The organism is Amycolatopsis sp. 2-15, assembly GCF_030285625.1.
GTDB lineage: Bacteria > Actinomycetota > Actinomycetes > Mycobacteriales > Pseudonocardiaceae > Amycolatopsis > Amycolatopsis carbonis.
Genome location: NZ_CP127294.1, coordinates 335,283 through 352,507, shown reverse-complemented (window position 1 = coordinate 352,507; position 17,225 = coordinate 335,283). Strand labels below are relative to the sequence as shown.

Below are 17,225 nucleotides of genomic sequence, written 5' to 3'. Positions count from 1 at the left end.
TGAACGTACACCCGCGCGGCTCGCGCCCGAACGGGCGATCGGGGGCCGTCTCGCGAGATACTGTTGTGTGGTGCCACTCGTGATCAGGACACCCGCGTCGGGAGGGGACTTCGGTCGGCTCCGGACGGAGTTCGCGTTGCCGGAGTCTTTCGGCCCCGAGGTGCTGGCCGAGGCGGAGGCCGCTGTGCTCTCCGCGCGCGCCGAGGGCCGCGAGGACGCCACGGACCTGCCGTTCGTGACGATCGACCCGCCCGGCGCCAAGGATCTCGACCAGGCGATGGTCGTCGAACGCACCGCGGGCGGCTTCCGCGTGCACTACGCCATCGCCGACCTCGCCGCGTTCGTCCCGCCCGGCGGCGCGCTCGACCACGAGGCCCGCCGCCGCGGCCAGACGCTCTACCTGCCCGACGGCAACGTCCCGCTCCACCCCACCGTCCTGTCCGAAGGCGCCGCGAGCTTGCTGCCCGGCGAGATCCGGGCGGCCGTGCTCTGGACCATCGACGTCGACGCCGCCGGCGAGCCCGTCGCCACCCACGTGCGCCGCGCCCTGGTGCGTTCGACCGAGCAGCTCGACTACGAGAGCGTGCAGGCCTCGCTCGACGCCGGCACCCCGCACCCATCCGTCGCCGCGTTACCGGAGCTCGGCCGGCTGCGGCGCGAGCTGGCGGTGCAGCGCGGGGCCGTGGAGCTGCAGCTGCCGGAGCAGGAGATCAGCGGCAACCCCGACGGCGGCTGGGCGCTGGCCCGCCGCCCGCGCACCGCCGTCGACGCGTGGAACGCCGAGATCTCGCTGCTCACCGGAATGGCGGCGGCGCAGATCATGATCGAAGCCCGCGTCGGCGTGCTGCGGACGCTGCCGCCACCCGAGCCGGACGCCGTGGAGTGGCTGCGCCGCTCGGCCTCGGTCGTGGGCGTCGCGTGGCCGGCGGGGCTCGGGGTGTCGGAGTTCCTGTCCTCTTTGGACCCTGAACAGCCCTCGTCGATGGCCATCTTCGCCGACACCACCAGGCTTTTGCGCGGCGCGGGCTACACGTCCTTCGACGGCTCGATGCCCGCGCTGACGACCCACGCGGGCATCGGCGGTGCGTACGCCCACGTCACCGCACCCATCCGCCGCCTGGTCGACCGCTTCGGCACGGAGGTCTGCTTGGCCGTGACGGCCGGACGGGAGGTGCCGTCGTGGGTCCGCGAGGCACTCGCGGAGGTGCCGCTGCAGATGTCCGCTTCGGACAGTCTCGCCGCGCGCGTCGAACGCGCCTGCATCGACCAGGTGGAGGCGTGGGTCCTGGCGGAACGCGTCGGGCGCGAGTTCACCGCCGTGGTGCTGCGCGCGGAGGAGACGCGAGCCGAGATCCTCGTGGAGAACCCGCCGGTGATGGCCAAGTGCACCGGCTCGAATTTTCCTGAAGGCGAACGGATCGGCGTCCGCCTGACCGCCGTGGACGTCGACAAGCGGAAGGTGTCGTTCGAACGCGTATGAGGACACTGGTCGACGACCTGGGCGAACCGGTCCCGCTCTCCGGCCCGCCGGTGCGGGTGGTGTCCCTGGTGCCCTCGCTGACGGAAGCCGTGGCGGTCAGCGCGCCCGGCCGGCTCGTCGGTGCCACGGACTACTGCACGCATCCGTCCGATTTGGACGTTCCGCGCGTGGGCGGGTCGAAGTACCCGAAGATCGACCGCGTGCTGGACTTGGCACCGGACCTGGTGCTGGCGAACTCGGAGGAGAACCGCCCGGAGGACGTAGAACGGCTGCGCGCCAATGGAATCCCCGTGTTCGTCATGGCGGCAGCCGCCTCGGTGCCTGCGGCTCTGGGCTCTCTGCGCCGCTTGCTGACGCAGGTCTACGCCCTCGACGAACCCGAGTGGCTGGTCACCGCCGAAGAACTCTGGCGCACGACGGCCCCGATCAGCTTCCACGCCGTCATCCCGGTCTGGCGCAAACCGTGGATCGTGCTGGGGCGCGACACCTTCGCCGGCGATGTCCTGCGCCGCGTCGGCGTGGCGAACGCGTACGCCGACGCAGATGATCGCTACCCGCGCCCGCCACTGGCCGAGTTGCAGGCAGCTGCCGCCGACATCGTCGTGCTGCCGGACGAACCGTACGAGTTCACCGCCGACGACGGCCCGGGCTTCTTCCCGGACCTGCGCCCGGTTCTGGTCTCGGGTCGCTATCTGACCTGGTACGGGCCTTCACTCGTCGAAGCGCATGCCGCCTTGACAGCAGCGCTGGAGGATCTGTCGTGACACTCGGCGTACGAGCCGCGCGGTTGCTCGCATCGCTGGACTGCTGCCGCATCGAGCCCGGCCTCACCGACGCGGAATTCGATCGGATCGAGGCCCAGTACGGGATCGAATTCGCCGACGACCACCGCGCGTTCCTCGCCACGGGCCTGCCCGTCGAGTCTCCGCACGAAGAGGGTCAAACCTGGAAACAACCGTGGCCCGACTGGCGCAACGGCGACTCGGCCGCCCTTCGCGCCCACCTCGACTGGGAGACGGACTACGTCACCGACCTCGTCCGCGACGGCTACTGGGAGCCCCGCTGGGGCAACCGCCCGATCACCCCGCACGACGCCGTGGGCGCCTTCCGCCGCCGCCTCCGCGCGGCGGCCCCGATGGTGCCGATCTATGCTCACCGCTACCTCCCCGGAGGACATGGCACCTCCGGGCGCCCGGTCCTCTCCATGCGCGGCTTCGACATCATCTACTACGGCAGGGATCTGCTGAACTACATCGTCCGCGAGTTCGCCGAACCCTTGTCCGGACCGTGGCCGCCCCCGCGGATCGCGTTCTGGGACCACTACGTCGACGACGAGTAGGGACCACGGGCCGCCCAGAAGCTGAGCGGCCCGTCGACCTCTGATTCCTACAGCGTCAACCCCGTCAGTACCGTCACCCGTTCCTCAGTGAAGTCCGCCATCGCCGCCGCCGGGCCTTCGCGGCCGACGCCGGAGTCCTTGACGCCCCCGTAGGGCATCTGGTCGGCGCGGAAGCTGGGGACGTCGCCGATGAGGACGCCGCCGACCTTCAGCCGCGCGGAGATGTCGAACGCGGTGGGCAGGTCGCGCGTGAAGACGCCGGCCTGGAGGCCGAAGCGCGAAGCGTTGATCCGCGAGACGCCCTCGTCCACAGAGGACACCCGGATCAGCGAAACCACCGGCCCGAACACCTCCTCGGCCATCACTGCCGCGTCTTCCGGCACCCCGGACAGCACCGTGGGCTCCACCGTCGCGCCGGAACGACCGCCACCGGTCAGCAGGGAAGCGCCGGCCGACACCGCGTCCGACACCCACGAAGCGACGCGCGAAGCCGCGGCCTCGTTGATCAGCGGTCCGACGTCGACACCGTCCGAAGCAGGGTCGCCCGTGTGCAGGGCCGCGACCTGCGCCAAGACCCGCGACTCCAGCTCGTCGTAAACGTCCGTGTGCACGTAGACCCGCTGCACCGAGATGCACGACTGGCCCGCCTGGTACATCGAGAACGTCGCGATCCGCTGCGCCGCGAAGTCGAGGTCCGGCCAATCGGGACAGACCAGTACGGCGCCGTTTCCACCGAGCTCCAGGGCGACGTGCTTGCGTGGCACACTGTCCCGAATCGACCAGCCGACGGGCACCGACCCCGTGAACGACACGACCGGCAGCCGAGGATCCTGCACCAGCGAAGCCGTCTCGCCATTGCCCAGCGGCAAGATCGACCAGCTCCCCGGCGGCAACGCCGTCTCCGTCAGGATTTCCCCCAGCAGCAACGACGTCAACGGCGTCGCCGGCGCCGGCTTCAGCACGATCGGCGCACCGACCGCGATGGCCGGCGCGACCTTGTGCGCCACCAGGTTCAGCGGGAAGTTGAACGGCGTGATGCCGAGCACCGGTCCGCGAGGCACGCGCCGCACCAAGGCCAACCGGCCGGTGCCGCCAGGGTCCGTGTCGAGGCGCTGGAGCTCGCCCGAGAACCGGCGGGCTTCCTCGGCGGCCCAGCGGAACGTCGACACCGCGCGCCCCACCTCGCCCCGAGACCACTTCAACGGCTTGCCCGACTCGGCCGTGATGAGCTGCGCGATCTCGTCGGCCCGCTGACTCAACGAACGGGACACGTGGTCCAACGCCCCCGCCCGCACGTGCGCGGGCGTAGTGGCGAACTCGTCGGCGCCCGAAGCCGCCGCGGCGACCGCCGCCTCGACGTCCGACGCGGTCGGCACGTAGTGCGAACCGGCTTCGCTCCCGTCGTAGGAATGGCGGACGACCGCGGTCGAAGAACTGGTCACCGGCTTGCCGGCGATCCAAAAGGGAACAGTCACTTGCGCACCTCCGTGCGGACCGCGTGCTCGAGGACGGACAGGCCCTCGTCGAGCAGCTCGTTGGACAGGGAAAGCGGCGGCAGCAGCCGGATGACGTTGCCGTAGGTGCCGCAGGTCAGCACCACCACGCCGAGTGCGTGGCACGCGGCCGCGACGCGCTTGGTCAGGTCGGCGTCCGGCTCGGAAGTGCCGGCGCGAACGAACTCCGCGGCCAGCATCGCGCCGCGCCCGCGCACGTCGCCGATCACGCCCGTCTCGGCGGCCAGCGCGCGCAGCCGAGGCAGCACAAAGGACTCCACGCGCTGCGCCGAAGACGCGAGATCCGAAGTACGCATCGTCTCGATCGAACCCAGCGCCGCGGCACATGCGATCGGGTTGCCGCCGTAGGTCCCGCCGAGCCCGCCGGGGCCGACCGCGTCGAGCAGCTCCGCACGCCCGGTCACGGCCGAGAGCGGCAGCCCGGCCGCGATGCCCTTGGCCGTCGCGATCAGATCCGGCACCACGCCCTCGCGCGACGACGCGAACCAGTCGCCCGTGCGGCAGAAGCCGGTCTGCACCTCGTCGGCCATGAACACCACGCCGTTCGCGGTGCACCACGCGGAAAGGGCCGGCAGGAACCCGGGCGCCGGCTCGATGAACCCGCCCTCGCCCTGGATCGGCTCGATCACGACGGCCGCCACCTGGTCGCCGCCGATCTGCTTCTCGATCCGGTCGATCGCGATCCGCGCGGCCTCCGGACCCGAAAGCCCGTCGCGGTACGGGTACGACCCCGGCACGCGGTACACCTCGGGCGCGAACGGCCCGAAGCCGTGCTTGTAGGGCACCGACTTCGCGGTCAACGCCATCGTCAGGTTCGTCCGCCCGTGGTACGCGTGATCGAACACCACCACGGCCTGCCGCCCGGTCGCGGCGCGCGCGATCTTCACCGCGTTCTCCACGGCCTCCGCGCCGGAATTGAACAGCACCGACTTCTTCGCGTGGTCACCCGGCGTCAGCTCGGCCAGCGCCTCGCACACCTCGACGTAACCCTCGTACGGCGTGACCATGAAACACGTGTGCGTGAACCAGCACGCCTGCTTGCGCACGCGGTCGACCACCTCGGGCGCGGAGTGCCCCACGTTCGTCACGGCGATGCCGGAGCCGAAGTCGATGAGCACGTTGCCGTCGGCGTCGGTGAGCAGGCCGCCGCTGGCCGACGTGATGTACGCGGGCAGCGTCGAGCTCACCCCCGCCGCGACCGCGGCCGTCCGCCGCTCCTGCAGCGCGCGCGACGCCGGGCCGGGGATCTCGGTGCGCAACTGGCGCTGACGGGGCGCCGGGGCCACCAGGGTCTCGGTGGTCGTGGTCATGGGCTCAACTCCTGGGAAACGGGCTGGGTCACCTCCCAGGATGAGGCGGCTCCAGGCCCGAGTCAGCTGGCCAAGATGTCCAAGACCGCGCGTAAACTTGGCCACTATGGCACTCACCCTGCGCGCACTCACCGAACAGCGGCCGCTCGCTCTTAGCGTGGTCGCCGGAGAGGCTGGGCTCGACCGCCCGATCGGCTGGGTGCACCCGACCGAGCTCACCGACCCCCACGCCTTCCTGGAAGGCGGCGAGCTCCTGCTCACCACGGGCCTGGCCCTCGACGAGACGACGTCCGAGGCCTACGTCCGCCGCCTCGTCGAAGCGGGCACCGCCGGGCTCGGCTTCGGCGTCGGGCTCAGCCACGAGCACGTGCCGGCCACGTTGAAGGCGATCGCCGACGAGGTCGGCCTCCCGGTGCTCGAAGTGCCCCGCAAGACGCCCTTCATCGCCATCACCCGCGCCGTCTCCCGCGCGGTCGCAGCCGACGAGTACGCCGCGACCGTCCGCATCGGCCGAGCCCAGCAGGAGCTCACCCGCACTGCTGTCGGGAAGACGGGCGCGCCGGGCGTCGTGCGCCGCCTCGCCCGGCTCGTCGACGGTTGGGTCGTGCTGTTCGACGCCGCCGGCCGCATCCGCGAAGTCTCCTCCGTGTCCGCTCGCGCATACGGGGAACAGCTCGACGTTAAGGACCTGCGCGCCGGCACGCGGGTTGTCACGCTGGGGGAGCAGGAGGTCGTGCTCCAGACCTTGCACACGCGCGGCGCCCTCGCGGTCGGCACCACCCAGCCACTCGACTCGGCCGGCCGCCACATCGTGAACACCGCGGTCTCACTGCTTTCCCTTGCGCTGGAGCAGGACCGCGCCCAGCGCGGCGCACTGTCCCGGCTGCGCACCGGCCTGCTCGACCTGTTCACCGACGGTCAGGAAGCCCTCGCGCTCGACGTGCTGCGCACGGTGCAAGGCGCTCCGCCGTCACCGTGGGCCGTGCTCGCCGTCGCGGGCCCGCCGGCCGCGCGGACCACGCTGTACGACCGCCTGGAACCCGTTGCGGCACAAGTGTTCTTCGCCCACTCCGACTCGCTCCTCGTCGCCGCGACCGACGACGCCGACCGCGTGCTCACCGCGGCCGCCGAAGTCGGCGGCTGCCACGTCGGCGTCGGCGATGCGAGCGAGTTCCCGGCAGCCCTGCGTCAGGCCAAGCAGGCAGCCGAAACCGCACGCAGCCAGGACCTCCCGCTCCTGCGCTACGCCGACCACGCCGGCCGCGGACTGCTCAACCTCCTGGATCCCCTTGCCGCCCAAGCCTTCGCGCACGAGCTGCTGAACCCGCTGCGCACCCACGACGAGTCCGGCCGCGGCGAGCTGGAGGAGTCCCTGCGCTGCTGGCTGGAAAACCACGGCCATTGGGACCGCGCCGCCACCCGGCTGCACATCCACCGCCACACCCTGCGCAACCGCATCACCAAGGCGGCCGAGCTCCTCGGTCAGGACCTCGACTCACCCGGCACCAGGGCCGAACTCTGGCTCGCCCTCCAGGTCAACCGCTGAAGGTCATCCGCCGAAGATCACACACTCACGAGCAACGCGATCGGCGAATCCCCGCACCGCCGCAAAGTCGCGCCGCCCGACATCGTCAGCGGTTCCGCCCCGGCGGTCCACCATGCCGGCACGTCGACGTCGCGCACCAGCGAACCCGTCGCCTGCCGGACGCTGTTCGACACGATCACGCGCCCTTGCGCGTTGAGCAGAGCGGCGTGCCGGCCCAGCGAACGCAGCCGCCGGCTCACCGTCCGCTCGAACTCGCGCACGTAGACGTCCGCGCCCACCACACCGGCAAACGAACCGTCGCGGTACACAGGCAGCGTGAACGTGAGCGTGTACTCGTCGGTGCAGAGGTAGTCGACGTACGGCCCGTTGATGTGGCGCCGCCCGCTGTCGCGCGGCACGGTGAACCACGACTGGCGCGTGTAGTCGAGGAAGTTGGGGCTCTCCGGATCGAGGCTGATGAACAGCTGCTCCGGCACCTGGTCCGAACCGGTGGTGGTCCACCACTCGAAGCCGAACTCCTGGTCCGACAACACGTGGGGTGCGCTGACGAACCCGGCGCCGATCACGAGGCCACCGAGGGCCTCCAGCACCTGCGGCCGGATGCCGCGGAGCGTGCCGGAACCGGCGCCGCCGGGCTCGGCCAGCAGGGTCTCGGCCGCGGCCAATACGGGCTTGAGCCGCTCGAAGATCTCCTCGACCAGCGCGGATACCTGCGCGACGACCTCGTCGCCGGTCAACGTGCGGGTGTCGGTCACGATGCTCACCTCGATCGCGGGGTCATCGAAGCTTACGGCGTTTCGAGGCTTAAGTGCAGATCCACGAGCCGGTCGAGCGCGCTCAGGATGTGCTCCTCGGTCAGCTTGCGGGCCCGGTCGCCGTCGGCTGCCGCGATCGCGGTGACGATCGCGTGGTGCTCAGCGTAGGACTGGCGGCAGGTGTCCTCGCCGTCGAGGGGCACCCAGAGCAACCCGCCGTGTTCGCCCTGCAGTTGGACCTCCTGGTTGGTGAGGCGCGGCGACTGCGCGGCCGCCGCGACCTCGAGGTGGAAGTGGCGTTCGGCGCGCGTCGCCTCGGGACCGGTCGCTCCGAGGAGGTCTTCGCTGGTCAGGCGCAGTCGTTCGAGGTCCTCGGGTGAGGTGCGCTCCGACGCGAGCTTGGCCGCCGACCCGGCCACGGCGAGGTAGTGGTCGCCGAAGTCGCGCAGGTCCGCGAGCGAGACGAGCCGCAGGCGCTGCGCCCACGAGCTTGGCGCCGGCCACGCGGGCGTGCGCACGAAGCTGCCGCCGCCGCGGCCGCGCCTGGTCTCGACCAGCCCCTGCTGCCGCAGCACGGCGAGCGCTTCACGGACCGTCACGGTGGACACGCGGAACTGCGCGGCGAGCTCGACCTCGCTCGGCAGCTGCTCGGCGTCGTCGAGCAGACCCAGGGTGATGGCGTCGAGCAGCCGGGCCGCGACCGCCTCGGCGCGGCCGAGCTGGTCCAGCGGAGCGAACATCGCCAGTCGTGCGCTGTTCGACATCTCCTTGCGCATCGTGGGTCCACCCGTCTCGGCGTGCGATTGGGGCCAATAGTGCCCCAGGACCTTGTCATGTGAAATATGGAGTTATATGTTTCATCCTGCCACGGAGAGTCAGGAGGCGCACGCGTGCAGGAACTGAAGCACTACGTCGGCGGGAAGTTCGTCGACTCGCTGTCAGGGAAGGTTCTCGAGATCGTCGACCCGGTCACGGGGCGCGCGTACTGCACCGCGCCGGTGGCGGGTGCCGAGGACGTCGACCGCGCGCTCAAGACTGCGGCCGAGGCGTTCGAGAGCTGGAAAGAGACCACGCCGGCCCAGCGCCAGCTCGCGCTGCTGAAGATCGCCGACGCCGTGGAGGCCCGCGGCGAGGAGCTCATCGCCGTGGAGTCGCGCAACACCGGCAAACCGGTGGCGCTCACGATGTCCGAAGAGCTGCCGATGATCGTCGACCAGCTGCGCTTCTTCGCCGGCGCCGCGCGCGTGCTCGAAGGCCGCGCGGCGGCCGAGTACATGGAAGGCCACACGTCCTTCGTCCGCCGTGAGCCCGTGGGTGTCTGCGCGCAGGTGACGCCGTGGAACTACCCGCTGCTCATGGCGATCTGGAAGATCGCGCCCGCGCTCGCGGCGGGCAACACCGTGGTGCTCAAGCCCTCGGACACCACGCCGGCGTCCACGCTGCTGCTGGCCGAGATCTGCGGCGAGTTCCTGCCGCCGGGCGTGTTCAACGTCGTGACCGGCGACCGCGACTCCGGCCGCGCGCTGGTGGAGCACCCGATCCCGGCGATGGTGTCGATCACCGGCTCCGTGCGGGCCGGCATCGAGGTGGCCGGGGCCGCGGCCCGCGACGTCAAGCGCGTGCACCTCGAGCTGGGCGGCAAGGCGCCGGTGATCGTGTTCTCCGACGCCGACCTCGAGGTCGCAGCCGAGACCATCGCGATGGCGGGCTACTTCAACGCCGGCCAGGACTGCACCGCCGCCACGCGCGTGCTGGTGGCCGACGACGTGCACGACTCATTCGTGGCTGCGCTCTCGCGCCAGGCCGAGGCGAACAAGACCGGCAAGCCCGACGACGACACCGTCGCCTTCGGCCCGCTCAACAACGCCGCGCAGCTGGAGAAGGTGTCCGGCTTCATCGACCGCCTGCCCGGCCACGCCACCGTCCACTGTGGAGGGCGGCGCGTCGGCGACGAGGGCTTCTTCTACGAGGCCACCGTGGTCTCGGGCGTCACGCAGGACGACGAAATCACCCAGAACGAGATCTTCGGCCCCGTGATCACCGTGCAGCGCTTCTCCGACGAGGCCGACGCGGTGAAGGCGGCCAACGGCGTGCCCTACGGCCTCGCGTCCTCGATCTGGACCAAGGACCACCAGCGCGCCATGCGTGTGTCCGCCAAGCTCGACTTCGGGTGCGTGTGGATCAACACCCACATCCCGCTCGTCGCCGAGATGCCCCACGGCGGGTTCAAGAAGTCGGGTTACGGCAAGGATCTCTCGCTGTACGGCCTCGAGGACTACACCCGCGTCAAACACGTGATGAGCGCGCTGTAGGTACCGGTGACGAGATCCACGGGAAGGCCCGCCATGCCCCACCAAGCCCCGACGACCGCCCGCCGGCCCGAACGGCCGCGCGCCGGCGGTGAGCCGGCGATCCGGCTCACCGGGCTGCAGAAGCACTTCGACAAGGTCCGCGCCGTCGACGGCGTCGACCTCGACATCCCGCCCGGTGAGTTCTTCTCCATGCTCGGTCCGTCGGGCTCGGGGAAGACCACGGTGCTGCGCATGATCGCCGGCTTCGAGCTGCCGACGGCCGGCACCATCCACCTGGCCGGCCGCGACGTCAGCCAGCTGGCGCCGTTCGAGCGCGACGTGAACACCGTGTTCCAGGACTACGCGCTCTTCCCGCACATGTCCGTGCGGCAGAACGTGGAGTACGGCCTCAAGGTCAAACGGGTCGCCAAGGCCGAGCGCAGGCAACGCGCCGCGGAAGCCCTCGAGACCGTGCGGCTCGGGGAGTACGGCGACCGCAAGCCTTCGCAGCTCTCGGGTGGTCAGCGCCAGCGCGTCGCTCTCGCGCGGGCGCTCGTGAACCGCCCGAAGGTGCTGCTGCTCGACGAACCGCTGGGAGCGCTCGACCTCAAGCTGCGGCAGGCGATGCAGATCGAGCTCAAGCAGATCCAGCGCGAGGTCGGGATCACCTTCGTGTTCGTGACGCACGACCAGGACGAGGCGCTGACCATGAGCGACCGCATCGCGGTGTTCAACGCCGGGCGGATCGAACAGGTCGGCACCCCGGTGGAGGTGTACGAGAGACCGGCGAGCGCGTTCGTCGCCGGCTTCGTCGGCACGTCCAACCTGCTCAGCGGGCGTGGGGCCGAAGCGGTGATCGGCAAGCCCGGCGTGTACAGCATCCGGCCGGAGAAAATTCGCATCGATGGTGATCTTGCGTCGCCGGCCGGTCCGGGCGAGACTTCCGCGACCGGAATCGTCACGGATGTCGTATACGCCGGATCCACAGTGCGCTACGCTGTCGCGCTCGATGCGGGGGGTCAGTTGTCCGTGGTCCGCCAGAACACCAGTGAACCGACCGAGTTCGCCGACGGCCGGGTCCGCTTGCGGTGGCGCCACGAACACAGTTTCCGGGTCCCCGAAGCCGGCTAGTTCTCACGGGAAGGTTTCTCTCGACATGAAGAACAGGAAGACGCTGCTCGCAGGTCTGTGCGGCGTGAGCCTGCTGCTCGCGGCCTGCGGGACGTCGGGCTCCGACTCAAGCACGGGGTCCGCGCCTGGCGCCCAGGGGTTCACCCCGCCCAAGCTGGCCGCACTCACCCAGCTCGGCCAGCCGGAAGGCCAGCTGAACGTGCTCGCGTGGCCCGGTTACGCCGAGAACGGCTCCAACGACTCGAAGATCAACTGGGTCAAGCCGTTCGAGGACCAGACCGGCTGCAAGGTCACCGTCAAGCCGTTCGGCACGTCCGACGAGGCCGTGACGCTGATGAAGACGGGCCAGTACGACGTGGTGTCCGCCTCGGGCGACGCCTCGCTGCGCCTGGTCGCCTCGGGTGACGTCGAGCCGGTCAACACCGCGCTCGTGCCGAACTACAACGACGTCTACCCGTTCCTGAAGAACAAGGCGTGGAACAGCGTCAACAACGTCGCCTACGGCATCCCGCACGGCTGGGGCGCCAACGTGCTGACGTACCGCACCGACAAGGTGAGCCCGGAGCCGACGTCGTGGTCGCCGATGTTCGACGTGAACTCGCCCTACAAGGGCAAGATCATCGCCTACGACTCGCCGATCTACATCGCCGACGCCGCGCTGTACCTCATGGCGCACCAGCCCGACCTCGGCATCAAGAACCCGTACGCCTTGGACGACAAGCAGTTCAACGCAGCGGTGGACCTGCTGAAGAAGCAGCGCCCGAACGTCAGCGAGTACTGGTCGGACTACCTCAAGGAAACCCAGTCGCTCAAGAACGCGGACGCAGTGATCGGCACCGCGTGGCAGGTCACGGTGAACCTGGCCAAGAGCGAGGGCGCTCCGCTGGGCGCGACCGTGCCGAGCGAGGGTGCCACCGGTTGGTCGGACACGTGGATGGTGTCCGCGAAGTCGCAGCACAAGACGTGCGCGTACAAGTGGATGGACTACATCATCAGCCCGAAGGTCAACGCTCAGGTCGCCGAGTACTTCGGTGAGGCCCCGGCCAACTCCAAGGCCTGCGCCGAGATGACCGACAAGACCCTGTGCGACACCTACCACGCCAACGACGCCGCCTACGCCGCCAAGATCCAGTACTGGACCACGCCGATCCAGCAGTGCCTCGACGGCCGCACGGACGTCAAGTGCAAGGACTACGGCGACTGGACCAAGGCCTGGACCGAGATCAAGGGTTGACGTGCTCGTGAGGGCCGGCGCCGCTTGAAACCGGCGCCGGCCCTCACGGGAATCCCCCGGTAGCTCCGGGGGCGGCGGGCACCCTCCCCCTCGTCCGCCGCCCCCGGACCCCTCCTCCCGACCGTGCCCCGAAGGTGCCCGCATGACCGCCGTGAGCCCGCCGAGCCGCCGCGCTTCGGCTTTCTTCTTCCGTAAACCCAAGCTGCGCCTGGGCATTCTGCTTTCGGCTCCACTGTTGTGGCTCGGCCTGGCCTACCTCGGCGCGCTCGCCGCCCTGTTCATCACGGCCTTCTGGTCCACCGACGTGTTCACCGGCAAGGTGGTCACGGACTGGTCGTTCGACAACTTCGTCACCCTGTTCACCGATTCGGTCTACCGCACGATCACCTTGCGGACCGTCGGCATCGCGCTGCTGGTGACGGTGATCGACGCGGTGATCGCGTTCCCCATGGCCTTCGCGATGGCCAAGCTCGCTTCCCCGAAGGCGCAACGGATCCTCGTGATCGCCGTGATGACGCCGCTGTGGGCGAGCTACCTGGTGAAGGCCTACGCGTGGCGGACCTTGCTTTCCGGCAACGGCGCGATCAGCTGGCTGCTGAGCCCGTTCGGCCTCTCCGGCCCCGGTTACGGCGTCGCGGCCACTGTGATCACGCTGTCATACCTGTGGCTGCCGTACATGATCCTTCCGATCTACGCCGGCCTGGAGCGGCTGCCCGACTCGCTGGTCGACGCGTCCGGTGACCTCGGTGCGCGGTCGTTCCGCACGTTCCGCTCGGTGATCCTGCCGCTCGCCTTCCCGGCGATCGTGGCGGGTTCGATCTTCACGTTCTCCTTGTCCCTGGGCGACTACATCGCCGTGAAGATCGTGGGCGGCACGTCGCAGATGCTCGGCAACGTCGTCTACGACAACATCGGCGCGGCCAACAACCTGCCGTTCGCGGCGACCGTGGCCATCGTGCCGGTCGTGATCATGCTCGTGTACTTGGCCGTCGTGCGTCGCACCGGCGCGCTGAACAACCTCTAGGAGACCGCCGTGCGCATGTCGAAGACCGGCCGGGTGGTGCTGTGGACGGCACTCGGGGTCGGGTTCGCGGTGATCTACTTCCCGCTTCTGGTGGTGCTGCTCAACTCCGTGAACTCGGACACCACGTTCGGCTGGCCGCCGAAGAGCTTCACCCTCGAGTGGTGGGGCCGCGCGGTCACCAACGCCGGCGCGCTGCACGCGTTGTGGACCAGCATCGAGGCCGGCGTGGCCGCCACGGCGATCGCGCTCGTGCTCGGCACGATGGCCGCGTTTGCCTTGCAGCGCTACCGGTTCTTCGGCCGGGACTCGATCTCGCTGCTCATCATCCTGCCGATCGCGCTGCCCGGCATCGTCACCGGCATCGCGCTGAACAACGCGTTCCGCACGATCCTCGGCATCGACCTCGGACTGCTCACGGCGATCATCGCCCACGCGACCTTCTGCATCGTCGTGGTGTTCAACAACGTCGTGGCCCGCCTGCGGCGCATGGGCGGCAATCTCGAGGAAGCGTCGATGGACCTCGGCGCCGACGGCATCACCACGTTCCGGCTGGTGACGTTCCCGATGCTGCGCTCGGCGCTGCTGGCGGGCGGGCTGCTGGCGTTCGCGCTGTCGTTCGACGAGATCATCGTGACGACGTTCACGCTGGGCACCGGCATGGAGACCTTGCCGATCTGGATCTACGACAACCTGTTCCGCCCCAACCAGGCCCCGGTGGTCAACGTGGTGGCGGCGGTGCTGATCATCGTCTCGACGGTGCCGGTGTACTTCGCGCAGAAGCTCTCCGGCGGCGACAGTTCTTCGGGTGGCCGGATCTAGCGGGTGCCTAGATCACGGAGCGGATGGTGCCACCGTCCACGCGGAGGGTGGCCCCGCTGACGTAGTCGCCGTACGGGCTCGACAGATACGCCACGGCGCCCGCGATCTCCTCGGGCCGCCCGAAGCGGCCGATGTCGTTGGGCACGAAGTCCTGCGCGGCGTTGAGTTCGATGGTCTCCCAGTTCTCGCCCCAGCCGCGCTCCGGGGCGAGGTCGGTGAGGTAGCGCTGCACCGCGTCGACGAGGATGGCGCCGGGAGCGACCACATTGGACGTCACGCCGGTGTCCTTTAATTCCCGCGCAAGGGAAACCGCGAGGTTGTGCCGGGCGGCGAGGGTCGCGTTGTACTGGGGGAGCGTGGCGGTGGGCTGGCCGGAGAGGCCACCGCCGATCTGGATCACCCGGCCCCAGCCGCGCTCGCGCATGCCGGGCACGAGCAGGCGGATCATCCGCACCGCCGAGACGACGTTCACCTCGTACGTCCACGCCCAGTCCTCGGGTGTCGCGTCGGCCCAGCCGCGGTGTGCGTAGGCGCCGGCGTTGTTCACGAGCACGTCGACCTCGCCGGCTTCTTCGGCCACTTTCGCCGCACCGTCGTCGGTGGCGAGGTCGCCGATCGCGACGGCTTTCGCGCCGATTTTGTCCGCCACCGCACGGGTTCGGGCTTCGTCGCGGCCGTGGACGACGACGTCGGCGCCCTCCTGGGCGAGCAGCCGCGCGATCGCTTCGCCGAGGCCGGAGCTCGAGCCCGTGACGAGCGCGCGGCGGCCGGTCAGGTTGAGTTCCATGGTTCTCCGTTCAGGTCTACTAGTGTAGATTTAGTGTAGTCTACACTCGTATACATGACTGCACCACGTCGTCGCGACGCCGCCGCGACCCGGGAAGCGATCCTGCGCGCGGGCGTCGAGGCGTTCACGCGCTTCGGCTACGACGGCGTCGGCGTGCGGGAAATCGCGCAGACCGCCGGCGTCACGGCAATGCTCGTGAACCGCTACTTCGGCTCAAAGGAGGGGCTCTTCGCCGAGGTGGCGGAGGTGTCGATGACCGAGCGGACCGTGCTGACAGGCGACCCGGCCACGCTCGCGCGGGACGTCGCGGCCTCACTGGTGTCGCGGACTTCGCCGGACGCCGACAGTCTCGACCCGTTCCTGCTGATGCTTCGCTCGGCTGCCAACCCGCGCGCCGCCGAGATCCTGCGCGCGGGCATCGAAAAGCACGTCGAGGCGCACATTCTCGACGTCGTCCCCGGCGTGCGCGGGACCGATCGCGCGGCCGTGGCGCTGTCGCTGATCTCGGGGTTCTGGTTGATGCGCAAGGTGATCGGCAGCACGGCGTTGAACGAGACCGACGAGGCCACGTTGGCCTCGACGTTGGAGGGGCTGTTCCGGCTGCTGCTGGACGTCTAGCGGAAGTCGTCGGTCGCCTGGCGCAGCGCGGCCAGCGTGCCCGGGTCGTTCACGGCGTGCCCCGCGCCTTCCGTGATGCGCAGGATCGAGCCGGGCCACGCGCGGTGCAGCTCATACGCCGTGATCGGCGGGCAGACGGCGTCGTAGCGGCCCTGCACGAGTACGCCCGGCACGCCGGCGAGCTTGCCGGCGTCGCGGATGAGCTGCTCGTCCTCGAGCCACGCGTCGTGGCTGAAGTAGTGCACGGCCAGCCGCGCGAACGTCAGCGCGAACGACGGATCGGCGTACCGGTTCAGGAACGCCTGCTGCGGCAGCAGGGCTACCGTCGCGCCTTCCCAGACGCTCCACGCGATCGCGGCCCGCTCCCGCACGCCGCGGTCGGGGTCGTCGAGCAGCTCGGCGTACCCGGCGAGCGGATCCTTGTGGTGCTCCTCCGGCAGCGGCGCCAGGAAGTCCTCCCACTCCGCGGGGAAGAGGTTCGCCGCGCCGCCGCGGTAGATCCAGTCGAGCTCGCGCCGCCGCGCCGTGAAGATTCCGCGCAGCACCAGTTCCGTCACCTGATCGGGGTAAGTCTGCGCGTATGCCAGCGCGAGCGTCGACCCCCACGACCCTCCGAACACCTGCCAGCGCCGGATGTTCAGCCGTTCCCGCAGTAGCTCCATGTCCGCGACGAGGTGCCACAACGTGTTCGTGCTCAGGTCCGCGTCCGGATCCTCGACACTCGGCGTGCTCCGCCCCGCCCCGCGCTGGTCGAACAGGATGATCCGGTACGCGGCGGCGTCGAAGTGCCGGCGCGCCATCGGCGCGATCCCGCTGCCCGGTCCACCGTGCAGCACGACCACCGGCTTGCCCTGCGGGTTTCCCGCTTCCTGGCAGTAGATCCGGTGCCCGTCGCCCACGTCGAGCATCCCATCGGCCAGCGGCTGCAGCGGCGGGTAGAGGTCGTCCATGCCGATCACTCTGCCGGACCGGCGGCCGTCGCGCGGGGGATGGACCCGCCTTCCCCGCGACGTTCAGCCGAAAGGCCGCGAGCCGTCCGGGTGTCGGCCGGCGTCTCCCCGAGCGCGTCGGCAGCCGCATCGAGAGAGAAGGTGGAGGCCCGCCCCCGCCGCCGGGCTGAGCGGGCCCCCGTCCGTGTCGCGTCGGTGGCGCACGAGAGACGTGGCCGCGTCGGCGATTTCCTTCACCGTGGTGCGGACCTCGGGCGGCGGGTCGCACGTGAAGCTCCGGCTGCTTCCGGCATCCCGTCCTCCTCGCTGAGCTGAGGTTCACACCTTCGTGGTGGGGACCACGCTAAGCCACCGCCCGAACACCAGTCAAGGACATGATTCGTATTCATGGATGTGAACAAGCACAAGGTTGTCGACGAGGTTCTTT

Annotated in this window: 16 protein-coding genes; 10 read left to right on the top strand and 6 right to left on the bottom strand. The window is 69.9% G+C overall.

The window, feature by feature from the left end; translation table 11 throughout:
* Positions 1-79 precede the first annotated feature (79 nt).
* From QRX50_RS01610 to QRX50_RS01600, 3 genes are read left to right on the top strand one after another with little or no spacing between them, the layout of a single operon-like run.
* Positions 80-1,480: an RNB domain-containing ribonuclease gene (locus QRX50_RS01610; RefSeq protein WP_285970221.1), complete on the top strand. Its 1,401-nt coding sequence runs from the start codon at positions 80-82 to the stop codon at positions 1,478-1,480.
* On the top strand, positions 1,477-2,244 hold the full coding sequence (locus tag QRX50_RS01605) for a helical backbone metal receptor (protein ID WP_285970220.1): 768 nt from the start codon (positions 1,477-1,479) through the stop codon (positions 2,242-2,244). Before QRX50_RS01610 ends, QRX50_RS01605 begins: the two co-directional genes overlap by 4 nt.
* Positions 2,241-2,819: a rhodanese-like domain-containing protein gene (locus tag QRX50_RS01600; RefSeq protein ID WP_285970219.1), complete on the top strand. Its 579-nt coding sequence runs from the start codon at positions 2,241-2,243 to the stop codon at positions 2,817-2,819. The genes QRX50_RS01605 and QRX50_RS01600 overlap by 4 nt, the downstream gene beginning before the upstream one ends.
* A gap of 47 nt (positions 2,820-2,866) precedes the next feature.
* Here the strand turns inward: QRX50_RS01600 and QRX50_RS01595 are convergent, their stop codons facing one another.
* Positions 2,867-4,294, bottom strand: a complete 1,428-nt coding sequence (locus QRX50_RS01595) for an aldehyde dehydrogenase family protein (RefSeq protein ID WP_285970218.1) — start codon at positions 4,292-4,294, stop codon at positions 2,867-2,869.
* A complete protein-coding gene (gabT, locus tag QRX50_RS01590) occupies positions 4,291-5,643 on the bottom strand; it encodes a 4-aminobutyrate--2-oxoglutarate transaminase (RefSeq protein WP_285970217.1) in 1,353 nt (450 codons plus the stop codon). Before gabT ends, QRX50_RS01595 begins: the two co-directional genes overlap by 4 nt.
* A 106-nt stretch (positions 5,644-5,749) precedes the next feature.
* On the opposite strand from gabT, the gene QRX50_RS01585 reads away from it, so the two are divergent.
* Positions 5,750-7,189 (top strand): PucR family transcriptional regulator, encoded by a 1,440-nt coding sequence (locus QRX50_RS01585; RefSeq protein ID WP_285970216.1) that lies wholly within the window; start codon positions 5,750-5,752, stop codon positions 7,187-7,189.
* Between the two features lie 17 nt (positions 7,190-7,206).
* Here the strand turns inward: QRX50_RS01585 and QRX50_RS01580 are convergent, their stop codons facing one another.
* Together QRX50_RS01580 and QRX50_RS01575 are read right to left on the bottom strand one after the other, a co-directional pair.
* Positions 7,207-7,944 carry a cache domain-containing protein gene (locus tag QRX50_RS01580; protein WP_285970215.1) on the bottom strand — a complete coding sequence of 246 codons (738 nt, stop codon included), beginning with the start codon at positions 7,942-7,944 and terminating at the stop codon, positions 7,207-7,209.
* Positions 7,945-7,976: 32 nt separating this feature from the next.
* Positions 7,977-8,720, bottom strand: a complete 744-nt coding sequence (locus tag QRX50_RS01575) for a FadR/GntR family transcriptional regulator (protein WP_285970214.1) — start codon at positions 8,718-8,720, stop codon at positions 7,977-7,979.
* A 114-nt stretch (positions 8,721-8,834) separates the two neighbouring features.
* Between QRX50_RS01575 and QRX50_RS01570 the strand changes: the two genes are divergently transcribed.
* The 5 genes from QRX50_RS01570 to QRX50_RS01550 all read left to right on the top strand — a co-directional run bounded on the left by QRX50_RS01570 (position 8,835) and on the right by QRX50_RS01550 (position 14,443).
* The gene (locus QRX50_RS01570; RefSeq protein ID WP_285970213.1) at positions 8,835-10,256 is read left to right on the top strand and encodes a gamma-aminobutyraldehyde dehydrogenase; all 1,422 of its coding nucleotides are present in this window, start codon (positions 8,835-8,837) and stop codon (positions 10,254-10,256) included.
* A gap of 33 nt (positions 10,257-10,289) precedes the next feature.
* On the top strand, positions 10,290-11,366 hold the full coding sequence (locus tag QRX50_RS01565; protein WP_285970212.1) for an ABC transporter ATP-binding protein: 1,077 nt from the start codon (positions 10,290-10,292) through the stop codon (positions 11,364-11,366).
* 25 nt (positions 11,367-11,391) lie between these two features.
* Entirely contained in the window at positions 11,392-12,600 is a 1,209-nt protein-coding gene (locus QRX50_RS01560; protein WP_285970211.1) for an ABC transporter substrate-binding protein, read from the top strand.
* Between the two features lie 142 nt (positions 12,601-12,742).
* Entirely contained in the window at positions 12,743-13,624 is an 882-nt protein-coding gene (locus QRX50_RS01555) for an ABC transporter permease (protein WP_285970210.1), read from the top strand.
* Positions 13,625-13,639: 15 nt separating this feature from the next.
* Positions 13,640-14,443: an ABC transporter permease gene (locus tag QRX50_RS01550; protein WP_370643837.1), complete on the top strand. Its 804-nt coding sequence runs from the start codon at positions 13,640-13,642 to the stop codon at positions 14,441-14,443.
* 7 nt (positions 14,444-14,450) lie between these two features.
* Here QRX50_RS01550 and QRX50_RS01545 read toward each other — a convergent pair whose 3' ends face one another.
* Entirely contained in the window at positions 14,451-15,230 is a 780-nt protein-coding gene (locus tag QRX50_RS01545; protein ID WP_285970209.1) for an SDR family NAD(P)-dependent oxidoreductase, read from the bottom strand.
* 54 nt (positions 15,231-15,284) lie between these two features.
* Between QRX50_RS01545 and QRX50_RS01540 the strand changes: the two genes are divergently transcribed.
* Entirely contained in the window at positions 15,285-15,848 is a 564-nt protein-coding gene (locus tag QRX50_RS01540; protein ID WP_285970208.1) for a TetR/AcrR family transcriptional regulator, read from the top strand.
* Here QRX50_RS01540 and pip read toward each other — a convergent pair.
* Positions 15,845-16,798: a prolyl aminopeptidase gene (gene pip / locus QRX50_RS01535; RefSeq protein WP_285970207.1), complete on the bottom strand. Its 954-nt coding sequence runs from the start codon at positions 16,796-16,798 to the stop codon at positions 15,845-15,847. The genes QRX50_RS01540 and pip overlap by 4 nt on opposite strands.
* Positions 16,799-17,225: the final 427 nt, after the last annotated feature.

Bases quoted from the DNA above. Each gene is read 5' to 3' on its own strand.
- QRX50_RS01605 (WP_285970220.1), top strand. From the start codon at position 1,477: ATGAGGACACTGGTCGACGACCTGGGCGAACCGGTCCCGCTCTCCGGC.
- gabT (WP_285970217.1), bottom strand. From the start codon at position 5,643: ATGACCACGACCACCGAGACCCTGGTGGCCCCGGCGCCCCGTCAGCGC.
- QRX50_RS01585 (WP_285970216.1), top strand. From the start codon at position 5,750: ATGGCACTCACCCTGCGCGCACTCACCGAACAGCGGCCGCTCGCTCTT.
- QRX50_RS01575 (WP_285970214.1), bottom strand. From the start codon at position 8,720: ATGCGCAAGGAGATGTCGAACAGCGCACGACTGGCGATGTTCGCTCCG.
- QRX50_RS01565 (WP_285970212.1), top strand. From the start codon at position 10,290: ATGCCCCACCAAGCCCCGACGACCGCCCGCCGGCCCGAACGGCCGCGC.
- QRX50_RS01560 (WP_285970211.1), top strand. From the start codon at position 11,392: ATGAAGAACAGGAAGACGCTGCTCGCAGGTCTGTGCGGCGTGAGCCTG.
- QRX50_RS01555 (WP_285970210.1), top strand. From the start codon at position 12,743: ATGACCGCCGTGAGCCCGCCGAGCCGCCGCGCTTCGGCTTTCTTCTTC.
- QRX50_RS01550 (WP_370643837.1), top strand. From the start codon at position 13,640: ATGTCGAAGACCGGCCGGGTGGTGCTGTGGACGGCACTCGGGGTCGGG.
- QRX50_RS01545 (WP_285970209.1), bottom strand. From the start codon at position 15,230: ATGGAACTCAACCTGACCGGCCGCCGCGCGCTCGTCACGGGCTCGAGC.
- QRX50_RS01540 (WP_285970208.1), top strand. From the start codon at position 15,285: ATGACTGCACCACGTCGTCGCGACGCCGCCGCGACCCGGGAAGCGATC.
- pip (WP_285970207.1), bottom strand. From the start codon at position 16,798: ATGGACGACCTCTACCCGCCGCTGCAGCCGCTGGCCGATGGGATGCTC.